The 24,436-nt window shown below is 72.7% G+C and carries 18 protein-coding genes; 13 read left to right on the top strand and 5 right to left on the bottom strand.

Going from position 1 to position 24,436, the window contains the following annotated elements:
* Window positions 1-170: 170 nt before the first annotated feature.
* Window positions 171-1,940 carry a substrate-binding and VWA domain-containing protein gene (locus ACZ6QO_RS12110; RefSeq protein WP_465850052.1) on the top strand — a complete coding sequence of 590 codons (1,770 nt, stop codon included), beginning with the start codon at window positions 171-173 and terminating at the stop codon, window positions 1,938-1,940.
* Between the two features lie 114 nt (window positions 1,941-2,054).
* On the opposite strand, the gene ACZ6QO_RS12105 is transcribed toward ACZ6QO_RS12110, so the two are convergent.
* Together ACZ6QO_RS12105 and cofD are read right to left on the bottom strand one after the other, a co-directional pair.
* The gene (locus tag ACZ6QO_RS12105) at window positions 2,055-3,320 is read right to left on the bottom strand and encodes a coenzyme F420-0:L-glutamate ligase (RefSeq protein ID WP_465850050.1); all 1,266 of its coding nucleotides are present in this window, start codon (window positions 3,318-3,320) and stop codon (window positions 2,055-2,057) included.
* Window positions 3,317-4,243, bottom strand: a complete 927-nt coding sequence (gene cofD, locus ACZ6QO_RS12100) for a 2-phospho-L-lactate transferase (RefSeq protein WP_465850048.1) — start codon at window positions 4,241-4,243, stop codon at window positions 3,317-3,319. The genes ACZ6QO_RS12105 and cofD overlap by 4 nt, the downstream gene beginning before the upstream one ends.
* A gap of 268 nt (window positions 4,244-4,511) precedes the next feature.
* Here cofD and ACZ6QO_RS12095 point away from each other — a divergent pair, with 268 nt between their 5' ends.
* The 4 genes from ACZ6QO_RS12095 (at window position 4,512) to ACZ6QO_RS12080 (ending at window position 12,526) form a co-directional block, all read left to right on the top strand.
* The gene (locus ACZ6QO_RS12095) at window positions 4,512-7,082 is read left to right on the top strand and encodes a DNA polymerase III subunit gamma/tau domain-containing protein (RefSeq protein ID WP_465850046.1); all 2,571 of its coding nucleotides are present in this window, start codon (window positions 4,512-4,514) and stop codon (window positions 7,080-7,082) included.
* Between the two features lie 276 nt (window positions 7,083-7,358).
* A complete protein-coding gene (locus ACZ6QO_RS12090; protein ID WP_184889896.1) occupies window positions 7,359-7,601 on the top strand; it encodes a WhiB family transcriptional regulator in 243 nt (80 codons plus the stop codon).
* A 283-nt stretch (window positions 7,602-7,884) separates the two neighbouring features.
* Complete coding sequence (locus ACZ6QO_RS12085; RefSeq protein ID WP_465850045.1) at window positions 7,885-10,959, top strand: glycosyltransferase family 2 protein; 3,075 nt, start codon at window positions 7,885-7,887, stop codon at window positions 10,957-10,959.
* Window positions 10,960-11,044: 85 nt separating this feature from the next.
* Entirely contained in the window at window positions 11,045-12,526 is a 1,482-nt protein-coding gene (locus ACZ6QO_RS12080) for a DUF5719 family protein (protein WP_465850043.1), read from the top strand.
* Between the two features lie 94 nt (window positions 12,527-12,620).
* Here ACZ6QO_RS12080 and ACZ6QO_RS12075 read toward each other — a convergent pair whose 3' ends face one another.
* Entirely contained in the window at window positions 12,621-13,085 is a 465-nt protein-coding gene (locus ACZ6QO_RS12075) for a metallopeptidase family protein (RefSeq protein WP_465850042.1), read from the bottom strand.
* 221 nt (window positions 13,086-13,306) lie between these two features.
* On the opposite strand from ACZ6QO_RS12075, the gene ACZ6QO_RS12070 reads away from it, so the two are divergent.
* The 5 genes from ACZ6QO_RS12070 (at window position 13,307) to ACZ6QO_RS12050 (ending at window position 17,581) form a co-directional block, all read left to right on the top strand.
* Window positions 13,307-13,675, top strand: a complete 369-nt coding sequence (locus ACZ6QO_RS12070; protein WP_354837025.1) for a DUF3499 domain-containing protein — start codon at window positions 13,307-13,309, stop codon at window positions 13,673-13,675.
* Window positions 13,676-13,813: 138 nt separating this feature from the next.
* Window positions 13,814-15,241 carry a phosphomannomutase/phosphoglucomutase gene (locus tag ACZ6QO_RS12065; protein WP_465850041.1) on the top strand — a complete coding sequence of 476 codons (1,428 nt, stop codon included), beginning with the start codon at window positions 13,814-13,816 and terminating at the stop codon, window positions 15,239-15,241.
* Window positions 15,238-15,411: a Trm112 family protein gene (locus ACZ6QO_RS12060; protein ID WP_465850039.1), complete on the top strand. Its 174-nt coding sequence runs from the start codon at window positions 15,238-15,240 to the stop codon at window positions 15,409-15,411. Before ACZ6QO_RS12065 ends, ACZ6QO_RS12060 begins: the two co-directional genes overlap by 4 nt.
* Window positions 15,408-16,529 carry an SIS domain-containing protein gene (locus tag ACZ6QO_RS12055; protein WP_465850038.1) on the top strand — a complete coding sequence of 374 codons (1,122 nt, stop codon included), beginning with the start codon at window positions 15,408-15,410 and terminating at the stop codon, window positions 16,527-16,529. The genes ACZ6QO_RS12060 and ACZ6QO_RS12055 overlap by 4 nt, the downstream gene beginning before the upstream one ends.
* A 68-nt stretch (window positions 16,530-16,597) precedes the next feature.
* Window positions 16,598-17,581: a cation diffusion facilitator family transporter gene (locus ACZ6QO_RS12050; RefSeq protein WP_465850037.1), complete on the top strand. Its 984-nt coding sequence runs from the start codon at window positions 16,598-16,600 to the stop codon at window positions 17,579-17,581.
* A 71-nt stretch (window positions 17,582-17,652) separates the two neighbouring features.
* On the opposite strand, the gene ACZ6QO_RS12045 is transcribed toward ACZ6QO_RS12050, so the two are convergent.
* Window positions 17,653-17,988, bottom strand: a complete 336-nt coding sequence (locus tag ACZ6QO_RS12045) for a MerR family transcriptional regulator (RefSeq protein WP_465850035.1) — start codon at window positions 17,986-17,988, stop codon at window positions 17,653-17,655.
* Between the two features lie 111 nt (window positions 17,989-18,099).
* On the opposite strand from ACZ6QO_RS12045, the gene ahcY reads away from it, so the two are divergent.
* Both ahcY and ACZ6QO_RS12035 read left to right on the top strand, forming a co-directional pair.
* Complete coding sequence (ahcY, locus tag ACZ6QO_RS12040) at window positions 18,100-19,527, top strand: adenosylhomocysteinase (protein ID WP_465850034.1); 1,428 nt, start codon at window positions 18,100-18,102, stop codon at window positions 19,525-19,527.
* Between the two features lie 134 nt (window positions 19,528-19,661).
* Window positions 19,662-20,846, top strand: a complete 1,185-nt coding sequence (locus ACZ6QO_RS12035; protein ID WP_465850163.1) for an adenosylhomocysteinase — start codon at window positions 19,662-19,664, stop codon at window positions 20,844-20,846.
* On the opposite strand, the gene ACZ6QO_RS12030 is transcribed toward ACZ6QO_RS12035, so the two are convergent.
* Entirely contained in the window at window positions 20,816-22,060 is a 1,245-nt protein-coding gene (locus tag ACZ6QO_RS12030; protein WP_465850032.1) for a carboxylate-amine ligase, read from the bottom strand. The two genes, ACZ6QO_RS12035 and ACZ6QO_RS12030, sit on opposite strands and share 31 nt — an antisense overlap.
* 456 nt (window positions 22,061-22,516) lie before the next feature.
* Here ACZ6QO_RS12030 and ACZ6QO_RS12025 point away from each other — a divergent pair, with 456 nt between their 5' ends.
* Window positions 22,517-24,397 carry an ABC transporter substrate-binding protein gene (locus tag ACZ6QO_RS12025; protein WP_465850031.1) on the top strand — a complete coding sequence of 627 codons (1,881 nt, stop codon included), beginning with the start codon at window positions 22,517-22,519 and terminating at the stop codon, window positions 24,395-24,397.
* The last annotated feature ends 39 nt before the right edge of the window (window positions 24,398-24,436 follow it).

Here is a 24,436-nt window from a genome sequence, read left to right as displayed (position 1 = left end):
AGGAAGGCGACGAAGGGGGCGCCGCGGTCTCGGTCCCGCTCCGGCCGCGTTATCAGACGGAGTTATAACAAGTTCCCCCTTCCCGCTGTGCGGGTACTTGCGCCGCCTATGGTGGCGCTTGGGAGAATCGTCCGACTCGTCCTCTGTACCGCGATCCAGAAAGGCGAACCGTGGCGTCTGGCCGGCCTGGGCGGCACCGCGCGGACCCGATCGCCGAGCCTCCGCGCCGACGGAGCAGGCGTCGCGCCCTGCCCGCGACGCTGCTCGCCCTGGCCCTGCTCGCGGGCGTGGCCGCGGTGGTCCTCACCCGCGGCGGCCCGTGCTCCGGCCGCGACCCGGTGCTCGTCGGCGTGGACGCCGCGGTGGACGTCGCCCCGGTCGCCATGGAGGCGGCCGAGCGGTTCAACGCGCGCAAGGCCGCGGTGGACGGCAGGTGCGTGCTGGTACAGGTCACCGAGCAGCCGCCGGCGCCGGTCCTGCGCACGCTGATCGGCGACCAGGCGGGCGTGCTCGCCGGCCGGCCCGACGCCTGGATCGCCGACTCCTCGGCGTGGGTGCGGCTGGCGCGCAAGCAGGGGGCGCCCGGCATCGCGCCGCAGGAGACCGTCTTCGCCTCCTCGCCGCTGGTCTTCGCCACCCGCCGTTCGCTCGCCCGGCGGTTCGCCGAGCGGAAGACCGAGATGAGCTGGGAGATGATCTTCCCGGCGACGGCGCGCGGCCGGCTCCGGCCGACCTCCGACGAGCCGGACGTCGTCCGGATCCCCGACCCGTCGGTCGCGGGCGCCGGCATCGTCACCGTGGCCGCCGCCACCGACATCGCCGGCGACGGCGAGAAGGGGGCCAGGGAGCTGACCGCGTTCGTGCGCATGGCCCAGGCCGGTTCCGCCCCCGACTACCGCTCCATGCTCACGGCCGTCGACGACCGCTCCTTCTGGCAGCGGCCCGTCGTCGTCGTGCCCGAGCAGTCGGTGTGGCTGCACGACCGGACGCCCTCCGGCGACCCGGTCGTCGCGCTGCACCCCAAAGAGGGCACGATCATGCTCGACTATCCCTACGTGGTCACGGCCGGCGACGCCGCGCGGGCCGCCGGGGCCCGGCTCTTCGGCGACTGGCTCAGGTCGCCGGAGGTGGCGGACACCGTACGGCGCGGCGGGTTCCGGCTCCCTGACGGCCGGGAGCCGCCGCTCGGCGCGGGACCGGAGATTCCCTCCGAGCGGCCGAGCCCGCGCCCGTCCATCACCCCCGCGGTGATCGACGAGGCGCTGGACGCCTGGAGCCGGCTGGCGCCGCCGAGCGACATCCTGGTGGTGGCCGACGCCGGGCGGCACATGGCCGAGCCCATCGCGGGCGAGAAGGGCGCCACCCGGCACTCCGTGGCGCTCAAGGCCGCCCGGCTCGGCCTCCAGCTCTTCCCCGCGTCGACCCGCATGGGCCTGTGGGAGTTCGCCGAGGGACTGGGCGGCGGAAGGGGGTACCGCTCGCTGGTGAGCCTCGGCCCGATCACCGAACCTCCCGGCGAGGACGACCAGTTCACCCGCCGCTCCCGGCTGGAGTCGCTCACCCGGAGCCTTCGGCCCTTCCAGAAGCGCGACAGCTCCCTCTACGACACGATCTTCGCCGGGTTCCGCGAGGTCACCGCCAAGTACGACCCGGCGATGAACAACTCCCTGCTCGTCATCACGGCCGGCAAGGACGACGGAGCGGGGCTGTCCCGGGCGGAGCTCGTGCGCGAGCTGCGCGACGCCTGGGACCCCGACCGCCCCGTCCAGATCATCATGATCGCGTTCGGCGAGGACGTGGACCGCGCGGCGCTCGGCGAGATCGTCTCGCTCACCAACGGCTCGCTGCACGTGGCGTCCCAGCCGGGGGAGATCATCGACGTCTTCCTGAGCGCCCTGGCCCGCCGCCTGTGCCATCCGACCTGCGGTGGCCCCCGCTGAGGCAGGCGGGGCCGTTCGGACGCCTGAACGGGTGGCCGCCGCGAGGACGCGGTGGCAGGCCGGCGCCCGCCGAAGCGCCGGCCGTCCAGACCGTTCCCAGCGGCCTCGGCGGCCTCAGCGCGTGACGATGAAGTCGCCGGGGTCGCGCGAAGGACGGTCGCGCGGCGGCGCGGCGGCGCGGCCGACGGCCACGGCGCCCATCGGATCCCACGCCTCGGGCAGGTCGAGCACCTCGCGCACCACCTCGCGGCAGAACATAGTGGAGGACACCCACGCCGACCCCAGCCCCTCGACGGCGAGCTGCACCAGCAGGTTCTGCACGCCCGCGCCGGTGGCGACGACGAACATCTCGCGCTCGGCGGCGTTGCGCCGCTCGTCGGGATAGGTGTGGGACCCCTCCATCACCAGGCAGGGGACCACCAGGTAAGGGGCGCGGCGAAGGACGTCCCCGCGCCGCACCCGCCGGGCGATCGACTCCTCGTCGAAACCGGTGGCCCGCAGGTCGCGTTCCCAGGCCGCGAGCATGGCGTCCAGCAGCTTCTCGCGCGTGGTCGCCGACTCCAGCAGCACGAAGCGCCAGGGCGTCGTATGGTGCGGGGCGGGCGCGCTGATGGCGGCGGCCACGGCGCGCCTGACGGCGGCCGGGTCCACGGGGTCGGCGGTGAACTCCCTGATCGTGCGCCGCGCGAACAGCACCTCGGCGGAGCCGTACCGGAACATGTCCTCGTCGGCGGGCCGGATGAGCGGCCGGACGCCGGGGCCGTCCTCGTCGGTCACCAGGTGGGAAAGCCCGCGGACGACGGCCACCGGCACCCCGTCCAGCTTGCCCTTGACCAGCTCGGCGGCCGAGGCGATCTCGTCGGCCAGCGCCGTGACCGTCGCCGACAGCGGGTTGCCGTAGGCGTCGGAGCGGCCGCGGTGGTCGTCCAGCGGACGCACGCCCGCCGCGCCGATCGCCACGTCGGTGAGCCCGTTGCGCCAGGGGCGGCCGAAGGTGTCGGACAGGATCACCCCGGCCCGCGCGGGCAGGCCCGACCTGATGCGGCGGGCCGAGGCGTCCGGGTCGAGCGGCAGCAGCAGCACGGTGCCGGGCTCGGTGTTGGAGGCGTCCACCCCGGCCGCCGCCATGACGAAGCCGTGGCGGGTCTGGGAGATCACGGTGTCGCCCCGCCGGGCGACCACGCGCTCGGTCTCCTCGGCGATCGCCTCGGCGCGGCCGTCCGCCCGCCGGACGCGGCCCTCGGCCTTGCTCACGATCTTGGAGGTGACCACGAGGATGTCTCCGTCGGCCAGGTCGGGCACCGCGCCCGCGATGAGCGCGGCGAGGTCGTCGCCCGGCCGCACCTCCGGCAGGCCGGCCACGCCGTGCACGGTGATCACCTGGCCAGCTCCAGGGCGGCGCGGGCGATCTCGGCGGTGGCCTCGACGTCGGTCATGAGCAGCGGCCTGGCCAGCACGCGCACCCCGTCGAGCGCGACCCCGGCGTCCTGCTCGGCGACGAGCCAGCCGTCGAGGAGGCGGGAGCCGTAGAGCTCCAGCACCGCCTGGGCGCTGGTCTCCACGCCGATCGCGGTGAGGCACGCGTCGGCCATGCCCCTGACGGGGGCGCCGCCGATGATGGGGGAGACGCCGACCACGGTCTTGGCCTCCAGGGCCTCCCGGATGCCCGGGATCTGAAGGATCGTCCCGATGCTCACCACCGGGTTGGACGGCGGCAGGATCACCGCGTCGGCCCGCTCGATCGCCTCCAGCACCCCGGGCGCGGGCTTGGCGTCGTCCGCGCCGGTGAGGACGATCTGCCGGGCCGGCACCGAGGCGCGCAGGCGCACCCACCACTCCTGGAAGTGGATCGCCCGCCTGCCCTGGTCGTCCTCGATGACCACGTGGGTCTCGGCGCGGTCGTCGGTCATCGGGATCAGCCGGACGCCCGGCTTCCAGCGGTCGCACAGCGCCTCGGTGACCGCCGACAGCGGGTAGCCCGCGTTCAGCATCTGGGTGCGGACGATGTGGGTGGCGATGTCCCGGTCGCCGAGGCCGAACCACTGCGGCTCCATGCCGTAGGCGGCGAGCTCGGCCTTGACGACGTGGTGCTCGCCGGCCCGGCCCCAGCCCTGTTCCTCGTCGATGCCGCCGCCGAGGGTGTACATGACGGTGTCGAGATCTGGACATACGCGAAGGCCGAAGAGGGTGATGTCGTCACCGGTGTTGCCGATGACGGTGATCTCCGCGTCGGGGGCGGCGGCCCGGAGCCCGCGTAGGAAGCGGGCGCCGCCGATGCCGCCGGCCAGGGACAGGATGCGCATGTGTCAAGTGTTCCATTGCCTTTCGCTTGCTCCGCCCTCGGCCGGTGAGCGGATCGGCGCGGTCGAAAAACCCCTGCTCCACAGCGGATACGGACCGAAATGACCGGACAAAAAGGGCTTATGTGATCTATGAGGTTCTTGGGTCTCGTGCCCCCAAAGTGCGGAGATGTGCAAAACTGCGGTTGCCGTATGGACCCATTGGGGGGTAGTTGTGGTCAAAGTAGAGCCCGGACGGCTCCGCGAGCCTGCGGCCTGGATCATGCTTGCGGTGGTCTGCGCACAGGTCCTCGTCGGGGTGGAGAGCATGTTCCTCGGCTCCGGGCTGCCGTTCGGCATCCGGGCGGCCTCCTCGCTGCTCACGCTGGACTCGCCGGTCAACGTGGCACTCGCGCTCGGCGCGATCGTCCTCGTCACCAGGTTCGGGCCGCCGACCCCCCGCGCCCGCCTGGCCGGCCTCGTCGCCGTCATCGCTCTCGCGGTCGCGGCCGTGTTCGGTGTGATCGCTCTCATCGGCGTGCTCATCGGCGGCGCGGGCGGCGGTCTCAGCCTGATCGAGCACCTGCTGACCGGCCTGCCCTCCCTCGCCCTGGTCGCCGTCGGGCTGGTGTACGCCATGTCGGTGCTTCCCGAGGGCGCCGCCGCGGCGCCCCGGCCCCGGCAGGACGCGTACGGCATGCCCGGCTTCGGGCCCCAGGGACACCCCGGACAGCCCGGCTCCCAGCACGGCTATCCGGAGCAGCCGCAGTACGGGTTCCACGAGCAGGCGGGCCCGCCGCAGGGGCAGGGCGCCCCCGAGCAGCCCGGTTACCCCCAGCAGCAGCCGGGCGTCCAGCAGCCCGGTCAGCAGCCCGGCCCTCAGCAGGGCTACCCCGAGCAGTCCGGACAGCTCGGACAGCCCGGGCAGAACGGTCAGCCTGGGCCGCACGGACAGCCGGGACCGCACGGACAGCCGGGACCGCACGGACAGCCGGGCGGTCCGTTCAACGGCCAGGGCGGCGGCTTCCAGCCGGCGCTGCCTCCTCCGCCCGGCGGCGGGTACGCCCCGCAGCACTCCCAGCCGGTCGACCCGTACGCGCCCGCCCAGGCGTCCGCCGACCCCTACGGCCAGGGCGCCCCGAACGGCCGGCCTCCGCAGGCCCCGGGCGCCTATGAGCCGCAGCCCTCCGGCGCGTACGAGCAGCCGCACACTCCCGGCTCGGCGCAGCCGGGCGGCGGGTACGAGCCGCGCCCCTCCGGGAACTACGAGCAGCCGGGCACCGGCAACTACGAGCCCCAGCCCTCCGGCAACTACGAGCAGCCGGGTACCGGCAGCTACGAGCAGCCGGCCGCCGGGAACTACGAGCCCCGGCCTTCCGGGTCCTACGAGCAGCCGGGCACGGGCACCTACGAGTCCCAGCCCTCGGGGTCCTACGAGCAGCCCGGCACGGGAGCGTTCGGGCAGCCGCCCGCGTCCCCCTTCACGCCGCAGCCGCCGGGACAGCCGGCCTCCGACCCCTACGCGCAGACGCCCTCGCCGTACGCACCCCCCGGGACCGGCGGCGGCTTCGCGAGCCCGGACGCCTTCACCACCGGCGCGCGTCAGGCCCTGCCGGGCGGCAACGAGACGCCGACGCCGTTCGACCTGTCTCCCACCTACGGCCAGACGAGCCCGCAGCCGAGCCCGCTGGACCAGCCTTCGTCCTACGGCCAGACCGGCCCGCAGTCGGGCCCGCTGGACCAGCCTTCGTCGTACGGCCAGACGGGTTCGCAGCCGAGCCCGCTGGACCAGCCTTCGTCGTCGTACGGCCAGACCGGCCCGCAGTCGGGCCCGCTGGACCAGCCTTCGTCGTACGGCCAGACGGGTTCGCAGCCGAGCCCGCTGGACCAGCCTTCGTCGTCGTACGGCCAGACCGGCCCGCAGTCGGGCCCGCTGGACCAGCCTTCGTCGTACGGCCAGACGGGTTCGCAGCCGAGCCCGCTGGACCAGTCCTCGTCCTACGCGCCGACCGGCCCGCAGCCGAGCCCGCTGGACCAGCCCTCATCGTCGTTCGGGCAGGGCGTCACGCAGCCGAACGGCTACGGGCAGACCGGCGGCGACTCCTTCGGGCAGACCGGTGGGCAGACCGGTGGGCAGGACGGCGGCGAGTCCTACGGCGGCTACTCCTCCGGTGAGTTCGGGCGTCCGGCCGAGCCCTCTCCGCTGTACGCGGAGGCGGCGGGGGACGCGCGCCAGCAGCAGATCGCGCAGGCCTACCAGCAGGCGCAGAGCTACCAGCAGTCACAGGGCGGCGGCGCCACCGGCACGTCGTCCGCCGACGCCGCCGGCCAGAGCGCGGGGGAGTACACCGGCACGCAGCCCGTGCGGACGCCCGACTACACCCCCGGCTACGGCGCGAGCCCGTTCGGGCACCCGCAGACGCCGGCGGACTCCTCCGGGTACGGGACGCGCCCTCCGTCCGACGCCCAGCCGTACCGGCCGGCCCAGGACCAGCCCTACGCGCCCGGCCAGGACCAGTCCTACGCGTCGTCCGGCCAGGGCCAGCCCTACGCGGCGCCCGTCCAGGATCGGCCGCTCCAGGAGCAAGCCCCGCATCAGGGACAGCAGCAGTCTCCGGCCGGCTGGGACGAGCCCGCGGAGAAGACCGTGCGCTTCGACCCCAAGGCGTTCCAGAACGACCCGTTGAACGCCCCCATGCCGCCGTCCGCCTCGACGGGCCGGCAGGACGAGCCGATCGACCCGACCGCCATCTACGCCCCCGACCGCTCTTCCTCCCCGGCAAGGCCCGAGGAAAGCGATGGTAGAGATCAGACAGGTTCAGGAGTGGATCAGGGGTCGCGCTGGTACGGTTCCGACCGCTGAGGGCATAGAAGATCGGGAATCAGAGGGCCGCCGGGCCGCCGACAAGGCGAGCGACGGACGCGGCCGCGGATGCCGCCGATGCCTGCATACCGGGGTGAGCTGGTCTTTCCCCGGATACTGTCATGCTGCTTGACGCCACACGCGGCACACGCGTGTAATTACAGCTGTGTTGTTACGCCTTTCACATGCTGGGTATTGAGGAAGGTGTTCAAAAGGGGGGCTCCGTTGCGGGGCGGGCGGGCGATCAGCAGGAGGTGTGCAGTGACCGACTTGGTCATGGCACAGATGCTCGGCGCGGAAGAGCTGGGATGGCAAGAGCGCGCACTGTGCGCGCAGACCGATCCAGAGGCGTTTTTTCCAGAGAAGGGCGGATCCACGCGGGAGGCCAAGAAGGTGTGCCGGTCCTGCGAAGTGCGGGCCGAGTGCCTTGAATACGCGCTGCAGCACGACGAGAGGTTCGGCATCTGGGGGGGATTGTCCGAGCGCGAACGACGCAGGATCAAGCGGGAGGCCGGCTGAGTCGGCCAAGCGGGCGCCGATGAGAAGGCGCCCCTGGTAACGACGACGTCACGAGCGACGCCGGACGATCACGGTCACGGCCGCCGGCCGTGGGCAGGGGAGCCCACAGCCGATGGCCGGGCGAGGGGACGTGGTCGGCAGGGCGGACGCCGTGGCGCCGGCGGGGGCACGCCTGGACGGAGACCGTCGCCGACCGGATTGGCGGACTGGCGGACCCGGCGTGCCCGAGGTGCCGTATCGTGATCGGCGCAAAGCCACACGAGCCCCCAAGGACACCGTCTCCGTGCAACCGCCGCGTCCCTCGGTCACAGCGATCGTCGTCTCGCATGACGGCGCCCGCTGGTTGAAGGAGACGCTGGAGGGCGTCCTGCGCCAGACGCGCCCGCTCGACCGGGTCGTCGGCGTCGACAACGGCAGCCGTGACGGCAGCGTCAAGATGCTCACCGAGGCGTTCGGCCAGAACGCCGTCCTCACCATGCCCCGCTCCACCGGGTTCGGCGAAGCGGTCGCCGCGGTGCTCGAACGGCTGCCGCGCACCGGCGGCGAAGAGTGGATCTGGCTGCTGCACGACGACTGCGCGCCCGACAGGCGCGCCCTTGAGGCGCTGCTGTGGGCCGCCGCCGGCGACAAGAAGGCCACCATCCTCGGCCCCAAGCTGCGCGACTGGCTCGACCGCCGCACCCTGCTGGAGGTCGGCGTCACCGTCGACCGGTCGGGCCGCCGCGACACCGGTCTCGAATCCCGCGAGTACGACCAGGGCCAGCACGACGGCGTCCACGAGGTGCTGTCGGTGTCCACGGCCGGCATGCTGATCCGCCGCGACGTGTGGGAGCGGCTCGGCGGCCTCGATCCGGCGCTGCCGCTGTTCCGCGACGACCTCGACCTGTGCTGGCGCGCCACCGCCGCCGGCCACCGCGTGCTGTGCGTCACCGACGCGGTCGCCTGGCACGCCGAGGCGGCGACCAGGCGCAGGCGGCGCATGGCGGTGAGCGACGTCCATCCCCGCAGGCTGGACCGGCACAACGCCATGTTCGTCATCATGGCGAACCTGCCGTTCCGGCAGATGCAGTGGTCGATCGTCCGCAACCTGTTCCTGTCGCTGTTCCGCACGCTGTTGCTGCTGCTGGCCAAGCAGCCGGCCAACGCCCTGGACGAGGTGGCGGCGTTCGCCTCCGTCCTCGGCGGCCCCCGCCGCCTGCTCAGGGCGCGGAAGGCGAGAAAGCAGGACAGGAAGCAGGGCTACCCCAAGGTCAAACGGCTGTTCACGCCGTCGGGCATGGCCTTCCGGCGCCTGACCGACATGGTGCAGGGCTACCTGTCGGGGTCGGGGCCCATCGACTCCGCCGGCCGGCACCACGCGGTGATATCCGAGCCGTCCCAGGAGGACGACGGCGAAGAGCTGCTCACCGACGCCGGGCTGATGCAACGCGTGTTCAGCAACCCCGGCGTGCTGCTCTGCCTCGGCCTCGTGGCCGTCACGGTCGCCGCCGAGCGGTCGCTGCTGTACGGCGGGCTGCTCGGCGGAGGCGCGCTCGTGCCCGTCGTGGGCGGCGCCTCCGACCTGTGGCACTTCTACACCTCCGACTACCACGCCAGCGGGCTCGGCTCCGACGGCTGGGCCCCGCCGTACGTCGCGGTCCTCGCCGCCCTCTCGACGATCTTCCTCGGCAAGACGTGGCTCGCGGTCTCGGTGCTGCTGCTCGGCTGCGTGCCGCTGGCCGGCCTGTCCGCCTACATCGCGACCCGGTCGATGATCTCCCATCCGCTGGCCCGCGTCTGGCTCGCCGCGTCCTACGCGCTGCTCCCGGTGGCGACCGGCGCCGTCGCGGCCGGGCGGCTCGGCACGGCGGTGGTGTTCGTCCTGCTTCCCGCCTACGCCGCGTTCGCCGCCAAGGTCATCACGGGCGAGCGCCGTAGCGCGCGGCGGGCCGCGTGGGCGCTCGGCCTGCTGCTGGCGGTGGGCACGGCGTTCGCCCCGCTGGTGTACGTGCTGGTGGCGGTGCTCGGCGGCCTCGCCGCGGTCTCGTTCGGCGGCGTCAGGCGCGGGGTGGGCGTCTCGCTCGGCATCGCGATGGCCGTGCCGATCGTGCTGCTGTTCCCGTGGCTGGCCCAGATCGCCGCCGACCCCGGGCGCATCCTGCTCGAAGCCGGCCTGCACCGGGCCGGCCTGGTCGACCTCCGCCTGCCGCCGCAGGCGCTCCTGCTGCTCAGTCCGGGCGGTCCAGGAGTGCCGCCCGTGTGGGCGACCGGCGGCCTGATCGCCGCCGCGCTGGCCGCCCTGCTGTTCCGCCGCCACCAGATGGTCGTCGTGGTCGGCTGGGGCGTCACCGTCTTCGGCGTATTGGTGGCCACCGTGGCCGCCCGCGTCCCGGTCGAAGGCGTCCCCGCCTGGCCCGGCGTGCCGCTCGCCTTCGCCGCCACCGGCCTCATCGTGGCCGCGGCCCTGACCGGTCACCGCGTCATCGAGCTTCACCGGGCGGGCGGCCTGCGGCGGGCCGCCGCCGCCGTCATGGTCCTGGTGGCCTGCGCCTCGCCCGTCCTGGTGGCGGGCCTGTGGGTGAAGGACGGCGTCAGCGGGCCGCTGCGGCGCGACGCGCCCGCCGTGATCACCGAGTTCGTCGCGGCGGCCTCGACCCGGGGCGAGAGCACGGTCGTGCTGCGCTCGGGCAAGGACGGCCTGCTGAGCTTCACCCTGCTGCGCGGGCGCACCCCCTTGATCGGCGAGACCGAGCTGCCGGTGCCGGACGCCGTGCGCCACCGGCTGTCGGACATCGTGGCGGGCGTCATCTCCGGCCGCGGCGGGGACGACGCGGTCGCGCTGGCCGCCTACGGCGTCCGCTTCGTCGCCGTGCCCGGCCCCGTCGCGACCGAGGTCCGGCGCTCCCTCGACTCCGACCCGGCGCTCGCGCGGGTGAACCTCTCGCCGGACGGCGGGCTGTGGCGCCTGGTCCAGCCGCTCGGCCGGGCCTACCTGCTGGAGGAAGGCGGCGCGCGGGTTCCCGTCGAGTACACCGAGACGGCCGGCGGCGGGCTGGCGGTCGACGTGCCGGCCGGGCCCGTCGAGCGCACCCTGGTGCTGGCCGAGCCCGCGGGCGGGTGGACGGCCGAGGCCGGCTCGACCTCGCTCGCGGCGCGCACCGTCGACGGATGGGCGCAGGGCTTCGACGCGCCCGCCGCCGGGGGCCGCGTCACCGTGGACCACGAATCCTTCTGGCACGGGGCGTGGCTGTGGGTGCAACTCGCGCTCGTCGCGCTCGTACTGATCTTCGCCTCGCCCGGCGCCCGCGGCGCCGAGGCCGTGGAGGAGTACCCCGAGATCCCGATCGAACGCGAACGCCAGGAGGTGCTGGTCCGGTGATCGTGCTTGGTCGAGCGGGAACCGCGGGAGGTGCTCGTCCGATGGGCGCGCCGGTCGAGGGCCGGCCCTGGGAGGTGCCGGTCCGGTGCGGGCGCTGATCGAGAACCGTTTCGGCTTCCTCGGACTGGTGCTGATAGCCCTCGCGGCGCTGTTCGGCGTGGCGTTCGTCACCCGCCAGGGCGTCGCGCCCGTCCCCGTCGCCGCGCCCGGCAGGGTCGCCGTGGAGTCGATCTCCACCGTGTGCCCCGACCCGGCAGGCGCCCGCGTCAGCGCGATCACTCCGCCGGGCGGCAAGGGCGACGGCGTCGCCGCCGTCGCCGAGGTGGCCGAGCCCGGCGGCAAGCCGTCCGGTGGCAAGGCGTCCGGCCCCGCGCGGCTCGATCGGCCGGGCGTGCTGTGGCAGCGCGAGGTCCCGGCCAAGTCCGCGCCGCTGGAGATCTCCGGCACCGGCGCGATGGCCGCCGGCCTGGAGGCCGCGCAGACGACCCGGCGGCTCACCGGCACGGCGCGCGGCCTGGCCGGGGTGCGGTGCGCCGAGCCCGGCGCGGGGGCGTGGTTCGTCGGCCCCGGCCCGGCCGCCGCGGACGTGGTGCTCTACCTGGCCAACGCCGACGCCGCCGAGACCATCGTGGAAGTCATGATCTACGCCGGCGAGGGGCCCGTGGTCAGCGACCGCGGCAGCAGCCTGGTGCTCAAACCCGGCGAGCACCGGGCCGTGCGGCTGCGCGACCTCGCCCCCTCGCCGCTGGTCATGGCCGTGGAGGTGCGCACCATCAGCGGACGGGTGGCGGCGTCGGCGCGGGCGGTCCTCGGCAAGGGGAAGGGCGCCGACTGGCTGCCAGCCTCCACCGGCCCGGCCAGGACCGTCGTCGTCCCGGGCATCCCGGGCGGCGGCGGGCTGCGCGAGCTGTTCGTCACCGCGCCGGGGGAGGCCGACACCACCGTCCGCGTCAAGGCGCTCACCGCCGACGGGTTCTACGCGATGAAGAACCGCGAGTCGCTGGACGTGCCGGCCGGTTCGACCGCCTCGCTCGACCTGTCCACCGGCATCGGCGGCCAGGCGGCGGCCATCGTGCTCACCTCGGACGTGCCGATCGTGGCCGGGGTGATGGCCACCGGCACCGGGTCCAAACCCGACGTGGCGTTCACCTCCGGCGCCCCCGCCATCGAGTTCGGCAGCGTGGTGGCCGACAACCGCGGCGGCAAGGGCGTGTCGTCCCGGCTGATCCTGTCGGCGCCGCTGTCCGGGGCGAAGGTGCGCGTGCAGACGCTGCCCCGCCGGGGCGCCGCGCCCGCGCCGGTGGACGTCGAGATCCCCTCCGCGCGCACCAAGGAGATCAAGCTCGCCCCGCCGGGCGGGGGCGACTTCAGCGTCGTCGTGACGCCTCTGCCGGGTTCGGGCCCGGTTTACGGGGGGCGGGTGCTGGACGAGAAGACCACCGACGGCCTGCTGCTCACCGCGCAGCCGCTCGCCCTGGCCCGCACCTGGGCCGTCGTGCCCCCGGTCAAGGAGACGTCCGACGTCGTCCTGCCCGTCGGCCCGCCACCGGCCGCCGGCGGCGGTTAACGCGCCGTCCGCGCACGTTCGCCGGTGGGGCCGGGCAGGGGATACCTGGTCGCTGGGCGGCGGGACGGGGAGTGTTCGGGGGCGGGGGCGGTGGTCAGTGGCGGTCGTCGTAGCCGGGGTCGACGGTCTCCGGGGACAGGCCGAGAAGGTTGGCGACCTGTTCGACGACGACGTCGTGCACGAGGGCGCCGAGCGTGTCGCGGTCGCGGGCACGGGCCTCCAGCGGGCGGCGGTAGACCACCACGACCGCCGGCGAGGCGCCCGCGGCGGGCTGCGCGCGGCCGAAGGGAATGGGGTCGGAGGAGAGCCTGCCCGGCCCGTCGACCAGTTCGTCGGCGGGGGGCACGTCCTCGACCGCGAACTCCACCGCCGAGAGCTGGCCGCCCCATTTCGGCTTGAGCCGGTCGACGGCGTCAAGCACGAAATCGTCGAAGCGCTCGCTCCGGGAGCGCGCGATGGGCACATGCGACGGGGCGAGCGGACCTCGCATGCCGCGGCCGTGCCGATCGCGCCGCCGCGGGCGGTTGGGGCGGGGCGTGCCGCCTGGGGCCGGACTCACATAGCCAAGCCTAGATCGTGCCTCCCGGATCCCGTGCCCACTCCCCGGACGTCCGGACGGCGGCCCGCGTCCGGGCCCCTGAGAAGGGTCGTCCGTCAAAGCCATACCAGGTGGCGATATACGGCCCGTAAATGGCGGGTAAGTGTCCGAAATGTGGCGACACGCTCGTTAAGAGCTGCCAGGTGGTGGCAATGTGAACGCGGACCGGATACGGTCCCTCCGTGAGCCCCGTCCGCAGCTGTTCCCGTACCGCCTGCAGGCAGCCTGCCGTCTTCACACTCACGTACGTCTACGCCGACTCGACCGCCGTGCTCGGCCCGTTGGCGACGTACGTCGAACCACACTGCTACGACCTGTGCGCGGACCACGCGGAGCGGCTGACAGCCCCCCGCGGGTGGGAGGTCGTCCGGCTGCCTTCGGAGGCCGGGCAGCCCACCACCGACGACCTGGAGGCCCTGGCCAACGCCGTGCGCGAGGCCGCGAGGCCCACGCCGTCGTCCGGCGAGCCGGTGGGGCAGGGGGTCGAGGTGGGCCGCCGCGGCCACCTGCGGGTCCTGCGCTCGGCCCAGCAGCAGAACCTGGAGCGCTGAGGCATCCCGGCGGCGTCCACCGCTCCACGCCGCCGCGGTCGCTCCCCCGGGCCGCGTTCGCTCACCGCGGGTTCGTCGAACAGCGCCATGGGACACAGTAGGCTCGACCGAAAAGACGTGACTGAATGCGGAGCGGCAGTGGGCGACCTCGCCAAGATCTTCAAGGCGTACGACATCCGCGGCGTCGTGCCGGGTGAGCTCGACGAGGCCACGGCCGAGGCCGTGGGCGCCGCCTTCGCCGAGGTGGTCGGAGCCGCGGCCGTGGTGGTCGCCCATGACATGCGCCCCTCCTCCGTCCCGCTGTCGGCGGCCTTCGCCCGCGGCGTGACCGGCCGGGGCGCCGACGTGGTCGACGCGGGGCTCGGCTCGACCGACCTGCTCTACTACGCCAGCGGCAGCCTCGGCCTGCCGGGCGCGATGTTCACCGCCAGCCACAACCCGGCCGGCTACAACGGCATGAAGCTCTGCCGCGCGGGCGCCGTCCCCGTGGGCGCCGAGACCGGCCTCATCGACGTCCGCGACCGCGCCGCCGAGATCCTCGCCGCCGCGCGGGGCCGGGCCGGCGCTCAGGGGACCGCCGCCGGTGGCGCGACGGGGGCCTCCGGAGGCGGAGCAGGGGCGCCCGAAGGCGCGGCGGGGAAGGTCACCCAGCGCGATCTGCTCGACGGGTACGCCGCCCATCTGCGCGGTCTGGTCGACCTGTCGGGCATCCGGCCGCTCAAGGTGGTCGTGGACGCAGGCAACGGCATGGGCGGGCACACCGTCCCCGCGGTGCTCGAAGGCCTGCCCGTGGAGCTGACGCCGCTGTACTTCGAGCTCGACGGCACCTTCCCCAACCACGAGGCCAACCCGCTGGAGCCCGACAACCTGCGCGACCTGCAGAAGGCCGTCCTGGACAAGGGGGCCGACCTGGGCCTCGCCTTCGACGGCGACGCCGACCGGTGCTGGGTCGTCGACGAGCGCGGCGAGTCGGTGTCGCCCTCGGCGATCACCGCGCTGGTCGCGGTGCGCGAGCTGGCCCGGCATCCGGGCGCGACGGTGATCCACAACCTGATCACCTCCCGGGCGGTGCCCGAGATCATCGCCGAGCACGGCGGCGTCCCGGTGCGCACCCGCGTCGGCCACTCCTACATCAAGGCCGAGATGGCCCGCACGGGCGCGGTGTTCGGCGGCGAGCACTCCGCCCACTATTACTTCCGCGACTTCTGGTACGCCGACTCCGGCATGCTGGCCGCGCTACACGTGCTGGCCGCGCTGGGCGAGCAGCGGCGTCCGCTCTCGGAGCTGCTCGAGCGCTTCTCGCGCTACGCCGCCTCCGGCGAGATCAACAGCACCGTGGCCGACCAGGAGGCGGCGACGGCCCGGGTGCGCGCGGCCTTCGCCGGCCGCCAGGGCGCCTCGGTCGACGAGCTCGACGGCCTGACCGTGTCCGGGCCCGACTGGTGGTTCAATCTTCGTCCGTCCAACACAGAGCCGCTCCTCCGGTTGAACGCGGAGGCGGCCGACGAAAACCAGATGGCGGTGGTCCGTGACGAGGTCCTCGCCGTCGTGAGGAGTGCATCGTGAAGATCGACGACTGGCTGCTCGACATCCTGGCGTGCCCGGCGTGCAAGTCGCCGCTCAACGCCGTCCCCGACACCGACGAGCTGGCGTGCAGCTCCGAGACCTGCGGGCTGGTCTACCCCGTCCGCGACGACATCCCGGTGCTGCTGGTCGACGAGGCACGCAAGGCGTGACCTCCTTCGAGCCCGAGCGGCTGGACGACGCGGCGTCGCTGACGGAGGGCGACCCGTCGGGCATGCTGCCGGCGGTCGCCTCCTCCGGCGCGCAGGTGCGCACCTCGCACCGCACGGCGCTGGAGGCGGGGGTGTCCGAGCTGTCGCGCGGCGACCGGCCCCGGGCGATCGTGGTCGTGGGCATGGGCACCTCCGCCCTGGCGGGCGACATGCTCGCGGCCGTGTGCGGGGGCGGGGTGCCGCTTCCCATCGTGACCGTCCGCTCCTACCGGCTGCCGGGCTGGGTCGGCGCCGCCGACCTGGTCATCGCGGTGTCGTCGTCCGGCACCACCGACGAGACCCGCACTCTGGCGCTGGAGGCCGTGCGCCGCGGGTGCCGCCTGCTGGCGGTGTGCCCTCCGCGCTCGCCGCTCCAGGCGATCGCCGAGCAGGCGTCCGGGCTGCACGTTCCGGTCGTCCGGGTGGCGGGCAGCTTCCCCTCGTCCCGGGCGAGCCTGTGGGCGCTGACCCTGCCGCTGGTGGCCGTGGCCGCGGAGCTCGGCCTGGTCGAGGTCGGTCCCGAGGCCGTCGAGGCCGCGGCGGCGCGCCTTGAGGACATCGCGCACCGCTGCCGGCCCTCCAGCGACTCGTTCATCAACCCGGGCAAGATCCTGGCGATGGAGATCGCCGGCACGATCCCCATGGTGTGGGGCACCTCGCCGGTGACGGCCACGGTCGCGCAGCGGCTGGTGTCGCAGCTGGCCAAGACCGCCAAGTACCCGGCGATCGGCGGTGAGATCCCCGGCGCGGTTCACGATCTGGTGGCCACGTTCGAGGGCCCGCTCGCCGAGCGTGACATCTTCGGCGACGGGCCGTCCCTGGCCCTGCGGCTGTTCGTCCTGCGCGACCAGGACGAGTTCGCGCAGGCGAGCAAGCAGCGCGCGCTCGCGGTGCGCATGGCCGAGCAGCGGGGCGTCCCGGTCACCGAGGTCACCGCCGAGGGCGCGCACGCCCTTGAGCGGCTGGCCTCCCTCGTCGGCCTGGCGGACTACGCGACTGTTTATCTCGCCCTGGGGTACGGTGTCGATCCGGCCCCGGTGGCGACCGTCGCGGAACTCAAGGCCAGGGTTACCCCCTAAGATCTGCGATGACCGCTATGCGGGCGGTGTTTCGAGCACGGTTCTGACGGGATGGGTGGAGACTGCGGGTGAGCGCGGGCGGCGGTACCAAGGCGATCATCGCGGCGCTGGGTGCGAACCTGGCGATCGCGGTGTCGAAGTTCGTGGCGTTCCTGTTCACGGGGTCGTCCTCGATGCTCGCCGAGTCGGTCCACTCGGTCGCCGACTCCGGCAACCAGGCGCTGTTGCTGCTCGGCAACAAGCGGGCCAGGAAGCGCGAGAACCGCAAGCACCCGTTCGGGTACGGCCGCGAGCGCTACTTCTACGCGTTCGTGGTCGCGGTCGTGCTGTTCACGATCGGCGCGGTGTTCTCGCTGTACGAGGGCTTCGAGAAGATCGCCCACCCGCATGACGTCGAGTCGCCGATCTGGGCGTTCGCCGTGCTGATCTTCGCGATCGGCGCCGAAGGGTTCTCCTTCCGCACCGCGATCATCGAGTCCCGGCCGCACAAGGGCGCGCAGTCGTGGCTGACGTTCATCCGCCGCGCCAAGGCGCCCGAGCTGCCCGTCGTGCTCCTGGAGGATCTCGGCGCGCTGCTCGGCCTGCTGTTCGCGCTGTTCGGCGTGGCCATGGCCGTGGTCACGGGCAACGGCGTGTGGGACGGCGTCGGCACGCTCATGATCGGCGTGCTGCTCGCGATCATCGCGGTGATCCTGGCCGTCGAGACCAAGTCGCTGCTCATCGGCGAGAGCGCGGCCCCCGAGATCGAAGACCGCATCTGCGACGCGATCGAGAGCGCTCCGGAGGTCAGCCGGGTCATCCACCTGCGCACCCTGCACCTCGGTCCCGAAGAGCTGCTGGTCGCCGCCAAGATCGCCGTGGACCACGACGAGACGGCGGCCGACGTCGCCAAGGGCATCGACGAGGCCGAGCGGCGCATCCGCGAGGCTGAGCCGATGGCCAAGGTGATCTACCTGGAGCCCGACCTCTACCGGCGCGAGGACGCGCCCCGCTCGCCCGTCGACCCCTCCGCCTCAGAGTCCGACACCCCCGCCCCGGCCGACCACGCCTGACCCTCCAAGGTCCTCGCCCCACCCAAGGTCCTCGCCTCCGTGCGTCCAGCGCGTGAGGACCTTGGACGGGGTCAGCGGTTCTGGCGTAGGAGGCGTAGGGCCTTCTCTTTTTCGAAGTCGAGGGCGCGGCGGGGGGCCTGGATGCGGCCGATGCGCAGGCCGAGGTCGCGGACGGCCTGGGCCACGGCGGGCTCGCTCAGCACGCGCAGGCCGAAGGCCAGCTCGGCGGGGGAGACGTCCAGGCGCCGCTCCAGCTCCATCGCCTGGGTGACGGCGGCGAGCTCCTCGGGGCCGAAGCGCCGGTGCGAGCCCTTGTCGCGCGTCGGAGGCAGCAGGCCGAGCGCCTCTCGGTAGCGGAGCATCCGGGGCGACATTCCCAGACGTTTCGCCGCCTCAGTGATGCGCATGAGGCTAATTCTTACATGATTATGTCAGGTTCATAGAACTGGGGATGCGTTGGGGTCCGCGAGGCTCTTAAACTCGCAGAGACGCAATGACCGGGTTGAGGGGAAGAAACCATGGACTTCAAGGTCGCCGACCTTGCGCTGGCCGATTTCGGCCGCAGAGAGATCCAGCTCGCCGAGCACGAGATGCCGGGTCTGATGGCGGTCCGCCGCGAGTACGCCGAATCTCGCCCGCTGGCCGGGGCCAAGATCATGGGCTCGCTCCACATGACCATCCAGACCGCGGTGCTCATCGAGACGCTGGTCGCGCTCGGCGCCGACGTCCGCTGGGTCAGCTGCAACATCTTCTCCACCCAGGACCACGCCGCCGCCGCGGCCGTCGTCGGGCCCGAGGGCACCGTCGACGACCCCAAGGGCGTGCCGGTGTTCGCCTGGAAGGGCGAGACGCTGGAGGAGTACTGGTGGTGCACCGACCAGGCGCTGCGCTGGCCTGACGGCAGCGGCCCCAACATGATCCTCGACGACGGCGGCGACGCCACCCTGCTGGTGCACAAGGGCGCCGAGTACGAGAAGGCCGGCGCCGTGCCGTCCGCCGCCGAGGGCGACGCCGAGGAGTGGAAGATCATCCTCGACCTCCTCCAGCGCACGGTGACCGACGAGCGCCGCTGGACCAAGGTGGCCGCGGGCATCAAGGGCGTCACCGAGGAGACCACGACCGGCGTCCACCGCCTGTACGAGATGTTCAAGGCCGGTTCGCTGCTGTTCCCGGCGATCAACGTCAACGACTCGGTCACCAAGAGCAAGTTCGACAACAAGTACGGCTGCCGCCACAGCGTGATCGACGGCCTCAACCGCGCCACCGACGTGCTCATCGGCGGCAAGGTGGCCGTGGTGTGCGGCTACGGCGACGTGGGCAAGGGCTGCGCCGACGCGCTGCGCGGCCAGGGCGCCCGCGTCATCGTCACCGAGATCGACCCCATCTGCGCGCTCCAGGCCGCCATGGACGGCTTCCAGGTGACCACCCTGGAGGACGTCGTCGGCATCGCCGACATCTTCGTGACCACGACCGGCAACTTCAACATCATCACGGCCGAGCACATGGGCCGGATGAAGCACAACGCGATCGTCTCCAACATCGGCCACTTCGACAACGAGATCGACATGGCCGGCCTGGCGAAGATCCCGGGCATCGTGAAGACCGAGGTCAAGCCGCAGGTCCACACCTGGACCTTCCCCGACGGGCACCAGATCATCGTGCTCGCCGAGGGCCGCCTGATGAACCTCGGCTGCGCCACCGGCCACCCGAGCTTCGTGATGTCCAACTCCTTCACCAACCAGGTCATCGCGCAGATCGAGCTGTTCACCAAGACCGACCAGTACCCGATCGGCGTCTACGTGCTGCCCAAGCACCTGGACGAGAAGGTCGCGCGGCTCCACCTCGACGCGCTGGGCGTCAAGCTCACCACGCTGACCAAGTCCCAGGCCGAGTACATCGGCGTGGACGTCGAGGGCCCGTACAAGCCCGACCACTACCGCTACTGATCGACGATCACGGCAGGGTCCCCGCGCGGGTTCGCGCGGGGACCCTTCGCACAGGGAGCAGGGGAACCGTGGAGGCCGAGGACGCACCGCTCGCCGAGGAGGGGGAGCGGCGCATCGACTGGGCGCTGCGCTCCATGCCCGTGCTCCGGGCCATCGGGGCGCGTTTCGCCGAGACGCGCCCGCTGGACGGCCTGAAGATCGCCGCCTGCCTGCACGTGACCGCCGAGACCGCGGTGCTCGTCGGCGCGCTCAAGGCGGGCGGGGCCGAGATCGCGCTGGCGGCGTCCAACCCGCTGTCCACCCAGAACGACGTCGCGGCGGCGCTGCGGTCGTACGGGGTCCAGGTGCGCGCGCGGGCCGGAGTGGACCGCGAGACCTACTACCGGCACATCCACGAGGCGCTCGACATCGGCCCCGATCTGGTGGTCGACGACGGATGCGACCTGGTCAACACCCTGCACACCGAACGGGTCGAGTTGCTGCCGGGGGTCTCCGGCGGCTGCGAGGAGACCACGACCGGCATCATCCGGCTGCGTCAGATGGCGGCCGAGCAGGCGCTGCGCTTCCCGATGGTCGCGGTCAACGACACCCGCACCAAGCGGATGTTCGACAACCGGTACGGCACCGGGCAGTCCACGCTCGACGGCATCGTGCGGGCCACCAACACCCTGCTCGCGGGGCGCACGGTCGTCGTCGCCGGGTTCGGCTTCTGCGGGCGCGGCGTCGCCGAGCGGGCCCGCGGCCAGGGCGCCCGGGTGATCGTCACCGAGATCGACCCGGTCAAGGCGCTGGACGCGGCCTTGCAGGGGTATGAGGTGCTGCCGATGGCCGAGGCGGCCCGCGCGGGCGACCTGTTCATCACCGTCACCGGCAACCGCGACGTCGTGCGGGGCGAGCATCTGGCCGAGATGAAGGACGGCGCCATCCTCGCCAACGCCGGCCACTTCGACGTCGAGATCGACGTGCGCGCCCTGGAAGGGCTGGCGCAGGACGTCAACTTCGGCGTGCGGCCCCACACCGACGAGTACGTCCTGGCGGACGGCAGGCGCCTGCTGCTGCTCGCCGAGGGGCGTCTGGTCAATCTGACGGCCGCCGAGGGGCATCCCGCGGCGGTCATGGACATGTCCTTCTCCGCCCAGGCCCTCGCCGTCGCGTGGCTGGCCGGTGAGCGCTCCCGGCTCGCTCCGGGCGTTTACGACGTCCCCGCGGAGATCGACACCGAGGTGGCGCGGCTGAAGCTCGGCGCGGCCGGCATCGAGATCGACACGCTCACCGCCGTCCAGGCCGACTACCTGAGCTCCTGGCGGGTCGGCTCATGAGCGCGGGCGACGGCGCCGCCCACGCGCACGCGCGACCCGGCCAGCACCGGGCACGGTGAGCGGGCCAGGCCGCCGAGCAGCTCCGGGACGGCCGAGGTCTGCCGGATGAGCAGTTCGACCACGTCCGTCACCCGGTCACGGCGGCGGTAGGCGGCCCGCTGGCGGGCCGCGGCCGAGCCGTGGCGCCGCATGCGGCTCAGCGCGTCCGCCACCAGCGGAAGGTCACCGCCGGCGTCCAGGCCGGGCCGCACGCGCTCCAGCAGCCGTTCCGCGAGCGTCCACGCCGGGACGACCCGGCCGGTGAGCACGTCGTAGACGTCGCCCTCCATGCCGTCGCGGGCGGCGCGCCAGTACGCGGCGCACAGCAGCGTGTGGTCGACCGGCGGGGCCGGGACGCCCCTGCGCACCTCGCCGAGGGCGGTCGCCGCCAGCGCGCGGACCAGCCCGGCCAGCAGGACGGCCTCCTCCACCGTGGCGCAGGCGTCGGCCGTGCGGAACTCCAGGGTCGGCAGGTGGTGCGACAACCTGACCAGCCAGTACACCATGCCGTGGTCGAGGATGGCCCCGCTGGCGCGAAGGCGGCGCAGCAGCCCGTCGTAGTGGCCGGCCGACTCGAAGAACGGCGGCGGACCGGCGCTCGGCCAGCGCGCCCACAGCATCGCGCGCCAGCTCGCGTAGCCGGTGTCCTTGCCGTCGGTGATGGGGGAGTTGGCGGTCAGCGCCTGCAGCAGCGGCAGCCAGGGACGCACGTGGTTGCTGACCTGCACCGCCTCCTCGCGGTCGCCGATGCCGATGTGGACGTGGCAGCCGCACACCCCCTGCCCGTACAGCAGGGCCCGGTACTGGCCGTACATGCGCCAGTAGCGCGGCGACGAGCTGAGGGCGGGCATGCCGCCGCAGCCGACCAGGCACGTCCCGCAGGCGGACAGCGCGGCCCCGGCGTCGCGGGCCGCGCCCGCGGCGAGCGTGCGCAGCCGCAGCAGGTCGGCGGCGAGCCGGCGCAGGTCGGTGTGGACGGCGCTGTTGGTCTCGACCTGGCACTTGGTCAGCTCCGGCACGACCTGGCAGGCCGCCGCCCCGCCGAGGCGGCGCAGAACCTGGTCCGCGGCGGGACGAAGGCGTCCGCTGCGCGGGTCGATCAGCAGGAACTCCTCCTCCATGCCCATGGTCAGCACGGGAAAGGGAGGTTGCGGGTGCGAGGTCGCAGGTGTCATCGGCTGTACCTCATTCGGGTTCATCCCAGGAGGAAGCAGATGTTCAAGTATGTGGATGCCCTTACCAATAGTCCGGAAACCGGGTTTACCTCGGGCATGTCGTCCCTGGGGGCAGCCTTTTAACGCGCTGGAGGTGGCCACCATCGCCGCAGGTCAGGCGAATGTGTACGGCTATTCGACGATTGTGTCGCGATTTGCTGATGTTTCGGCACCGAACCGGCATCACTTATGGATCGCGCCTCGCCATCGGTTGGGTAACCGGTCTCGACAGCGCCCCCCAAAAATGGGTTCCTTCAATCAGAGCGGCTCTCGATCTCCAGCAAGCGCGTCACCCGAGCACCCAATCCGCACGCCGCAGGGACGAGCGACACGATATCGCGCGCCCGCCCTGCGTACGGCCACCAGGACCCCCGTCTCGGCACGAGGGGGCGGACGGCCAGATCAGGAGGAGGGCAGATGGCCAGATCACGAGGAGGGCGGACGGCCGGATCGCGAGGAGGGCGGACGGCCGGATCGCGCCATCTCACCATCGCGGTCGCCGCCGCGGCGACCATGCTCGCCGCCGCATGCGCGACCGACAGCGGCACCGGCGGCGCCGGCGGCGCCGGGAGCTCCGCAGGCGCCCCGCAGCCGGCGGGCAATCCCGTCCAGGGCGGCACGCTCCGGCTCGTCGGAGGCGGCGACGTCGACCACCTCGACCCCACCAGCTCCTACTACACCGTGACCAACGGCATCCTGCGCGCCTACGCCCGCCAGCTGTTCTCGCTGGCCGCCCAGGCGGACCTGAAGAAGGCGCTGGAGGTCGTCCCCGACGTCGCCGCCGAGATCCCCACCACGGCCAACGGCGGCCTGAGCGCGGACCTGCTCACCTACACCGTCAAGCTCCGCGACGGCGTCCAGTGGGACACCACGCCGCCCCGGCCGGTGACCGCGCGGGACTTCGTGCGCGGCTTCAAGCGGCTGTGCAACCCGGTGGCAGGCGCGGGGGCGCCCGGGTACTACACCAGCACGATCAAGGGCATGGCCGAGTACTGCGCCGCCTACGCCAAGGCGTTCGAGAAGGACAAGCCCACCCCGAAGGCCCTGGCCGGCTTCCAGAACTCGCACGAGATCGCCGGCGTGCGGGCCGAGGACGACAGGACGCTGGTGTTCACGCTGGTCCAGCCGGCCGGCGACTTCCTCAACATCCTGTCGCTGAACTTCGCCTCGGCGGCGCCGCAGGAGTACGACCAGTACGCCCCGGACGACGCCGAATTCCGCCGGCACGTCATCTCCGACGGCCCCTACAAGATCACCAAGTATGTGGCGACGAAGGAGATCAGGCTGGAGCGCAACCCGGCCTGGAAGCAGGAGTCCGACCCGATCCGCCACCAGTACGTCGACGCCATCGAGGTCAAGCAGGGCGTCACCGAGCCCGACAGCGTGCAGCAGCAGCTGGAGGCCGGCACCGCCGACCTGTCGTGGGACCTGCCCGTGCCGACGGCGCAGCTGCCGCGCCTTTCCTCCTCGGGCGATCCGAACTACAAGGTCTTCCCGGGCGCCATCACCAACCCCTACCTGGTGTTCAACCTGCAGAGCAAGAACGCGGGCGGCGCCATGGGCAAGCTGAAGGTGCGCCAGGCCATCGAATACGCGATCAGCAAGGTGGCCGTCGGCAAGATCTACGGCGGCAAGGAGCTCAACACGCCGCTGCACACCGCCATCCCGCCGGGCAACATCGGCTACCAGGAGTACAACCCCTACCCGACGCCGAACGACGAGGGCGACCCCGCCAAGTGCAAGCAGATGCTCGCCGAGGCCGGCTACCCCGACGGGCTCACCCTCATCGGGGCGTACCGCAACGCGGGCAACCATCCGTCGGTGTTCCAGTCCTACTCCGCCGACCTGCAGAAGTGCGGCATCACGGTCAAGGGCCTGCCGGTGCGGCAGGGCGACTACTACGGCGCGTTCCTGCAGAACGTGTCCCTCGCCAAGGACAGCAAGTGGGACATCTCGGCGCCCGGCTGGGTGCCCGACTGGTACGGCAACAACGGGCGCGCGGTGGCGCAGCCGCTGTTCCAGACCAACTGCACGGCGGGCACGTCCAACTACGGCTGCTACAGCAACCCGAAGGTCGACGAGTTGATCAAGCGGGCGCTGGCCGAGCCCGACGCGGCCGGGTCGGCGGCGCTGTGGCACCAGGTGGACCGGCAGGTGATGGCCGACGCGGTGATCGTGCCGTTCCAGAACCAGAACACGCCCGTCTACCACGCCAAGCGCGTCAAGAACGCGCTCTACCTGCCCGCGTTCCAGCTCTACGACGTCACCAACCTCTGGCTCGACCCGCCGAGCCCGTGATGGAGGACGCCCAGCCTGTGATCGGGGAGAACGGACGAA

The sequence above is a fragment of the Sphaerisporangium sp. NPDC049457 genome, assembly GCF_055586705.1.
The sequence above is the reverse complement of the archived record's forward strand: the minus strand, read 5'-3'. Positions and strand labels throughout refer to the sequence as shown.

What these genes read in the sequence shown, in the direction of transcription:
- cofD (WP_465850048.1), bottom strand. Translation starts at nt 4,243, where the DNA reads ATGCGCATCCTGTCCCTGGCCGGCGGCATCGGCGGCGCCCGCTTCCTA.
- ACZ6QO_RS12025 (WP_465850031.1), top strand. Translation starts at nt 22,517, where the DNA reads ATGGCCAGATCACGAGGAGGGCGGACGGCCGGATCGCGAGGAGGGCGG.
- ACZ6QO_RS12030 (WP_465850032.1), bottom strand. Translation starts at nt 22,060, where the DNA reads ATGACACCTGCGACCTCGCACCCGCAACCTCCCTTTCCCGTGCTGACC.
- ACZ6QO_RS12045 (WP_465850035.1), bottom strand. Translation starts at nt 17,988, where the DNA reads ATGCGCATCACTGAGGCGGCGAAACGTCTGGGAATGTCGCCCCGGATG.
- ACZ6QO_RS12090 (WP_184889896.1), top strand. Translation starts at nt 7,359, where the DNA reads ATGGCACAGATGCTCGGCGCGGAAGAGCTGGGATGGCAAGAGCGCGCA.
- ahcY (WP_465850034.1), top strand. Translation starts at nt 18,100, where the DNA reads ATGGACTTCAAGGTCGCCGACCTTGCGCTGGCCGATTTCGGCCGCAGA.
- ACZ6QO_RS12035 (WP_465850163.1), top strand. Translation starts at nt 19,662, where the DNA reads ATGCCCGTGCTCCGGGCCATCGGGGCGCGTTTCGCCGAGACGCGCCCG.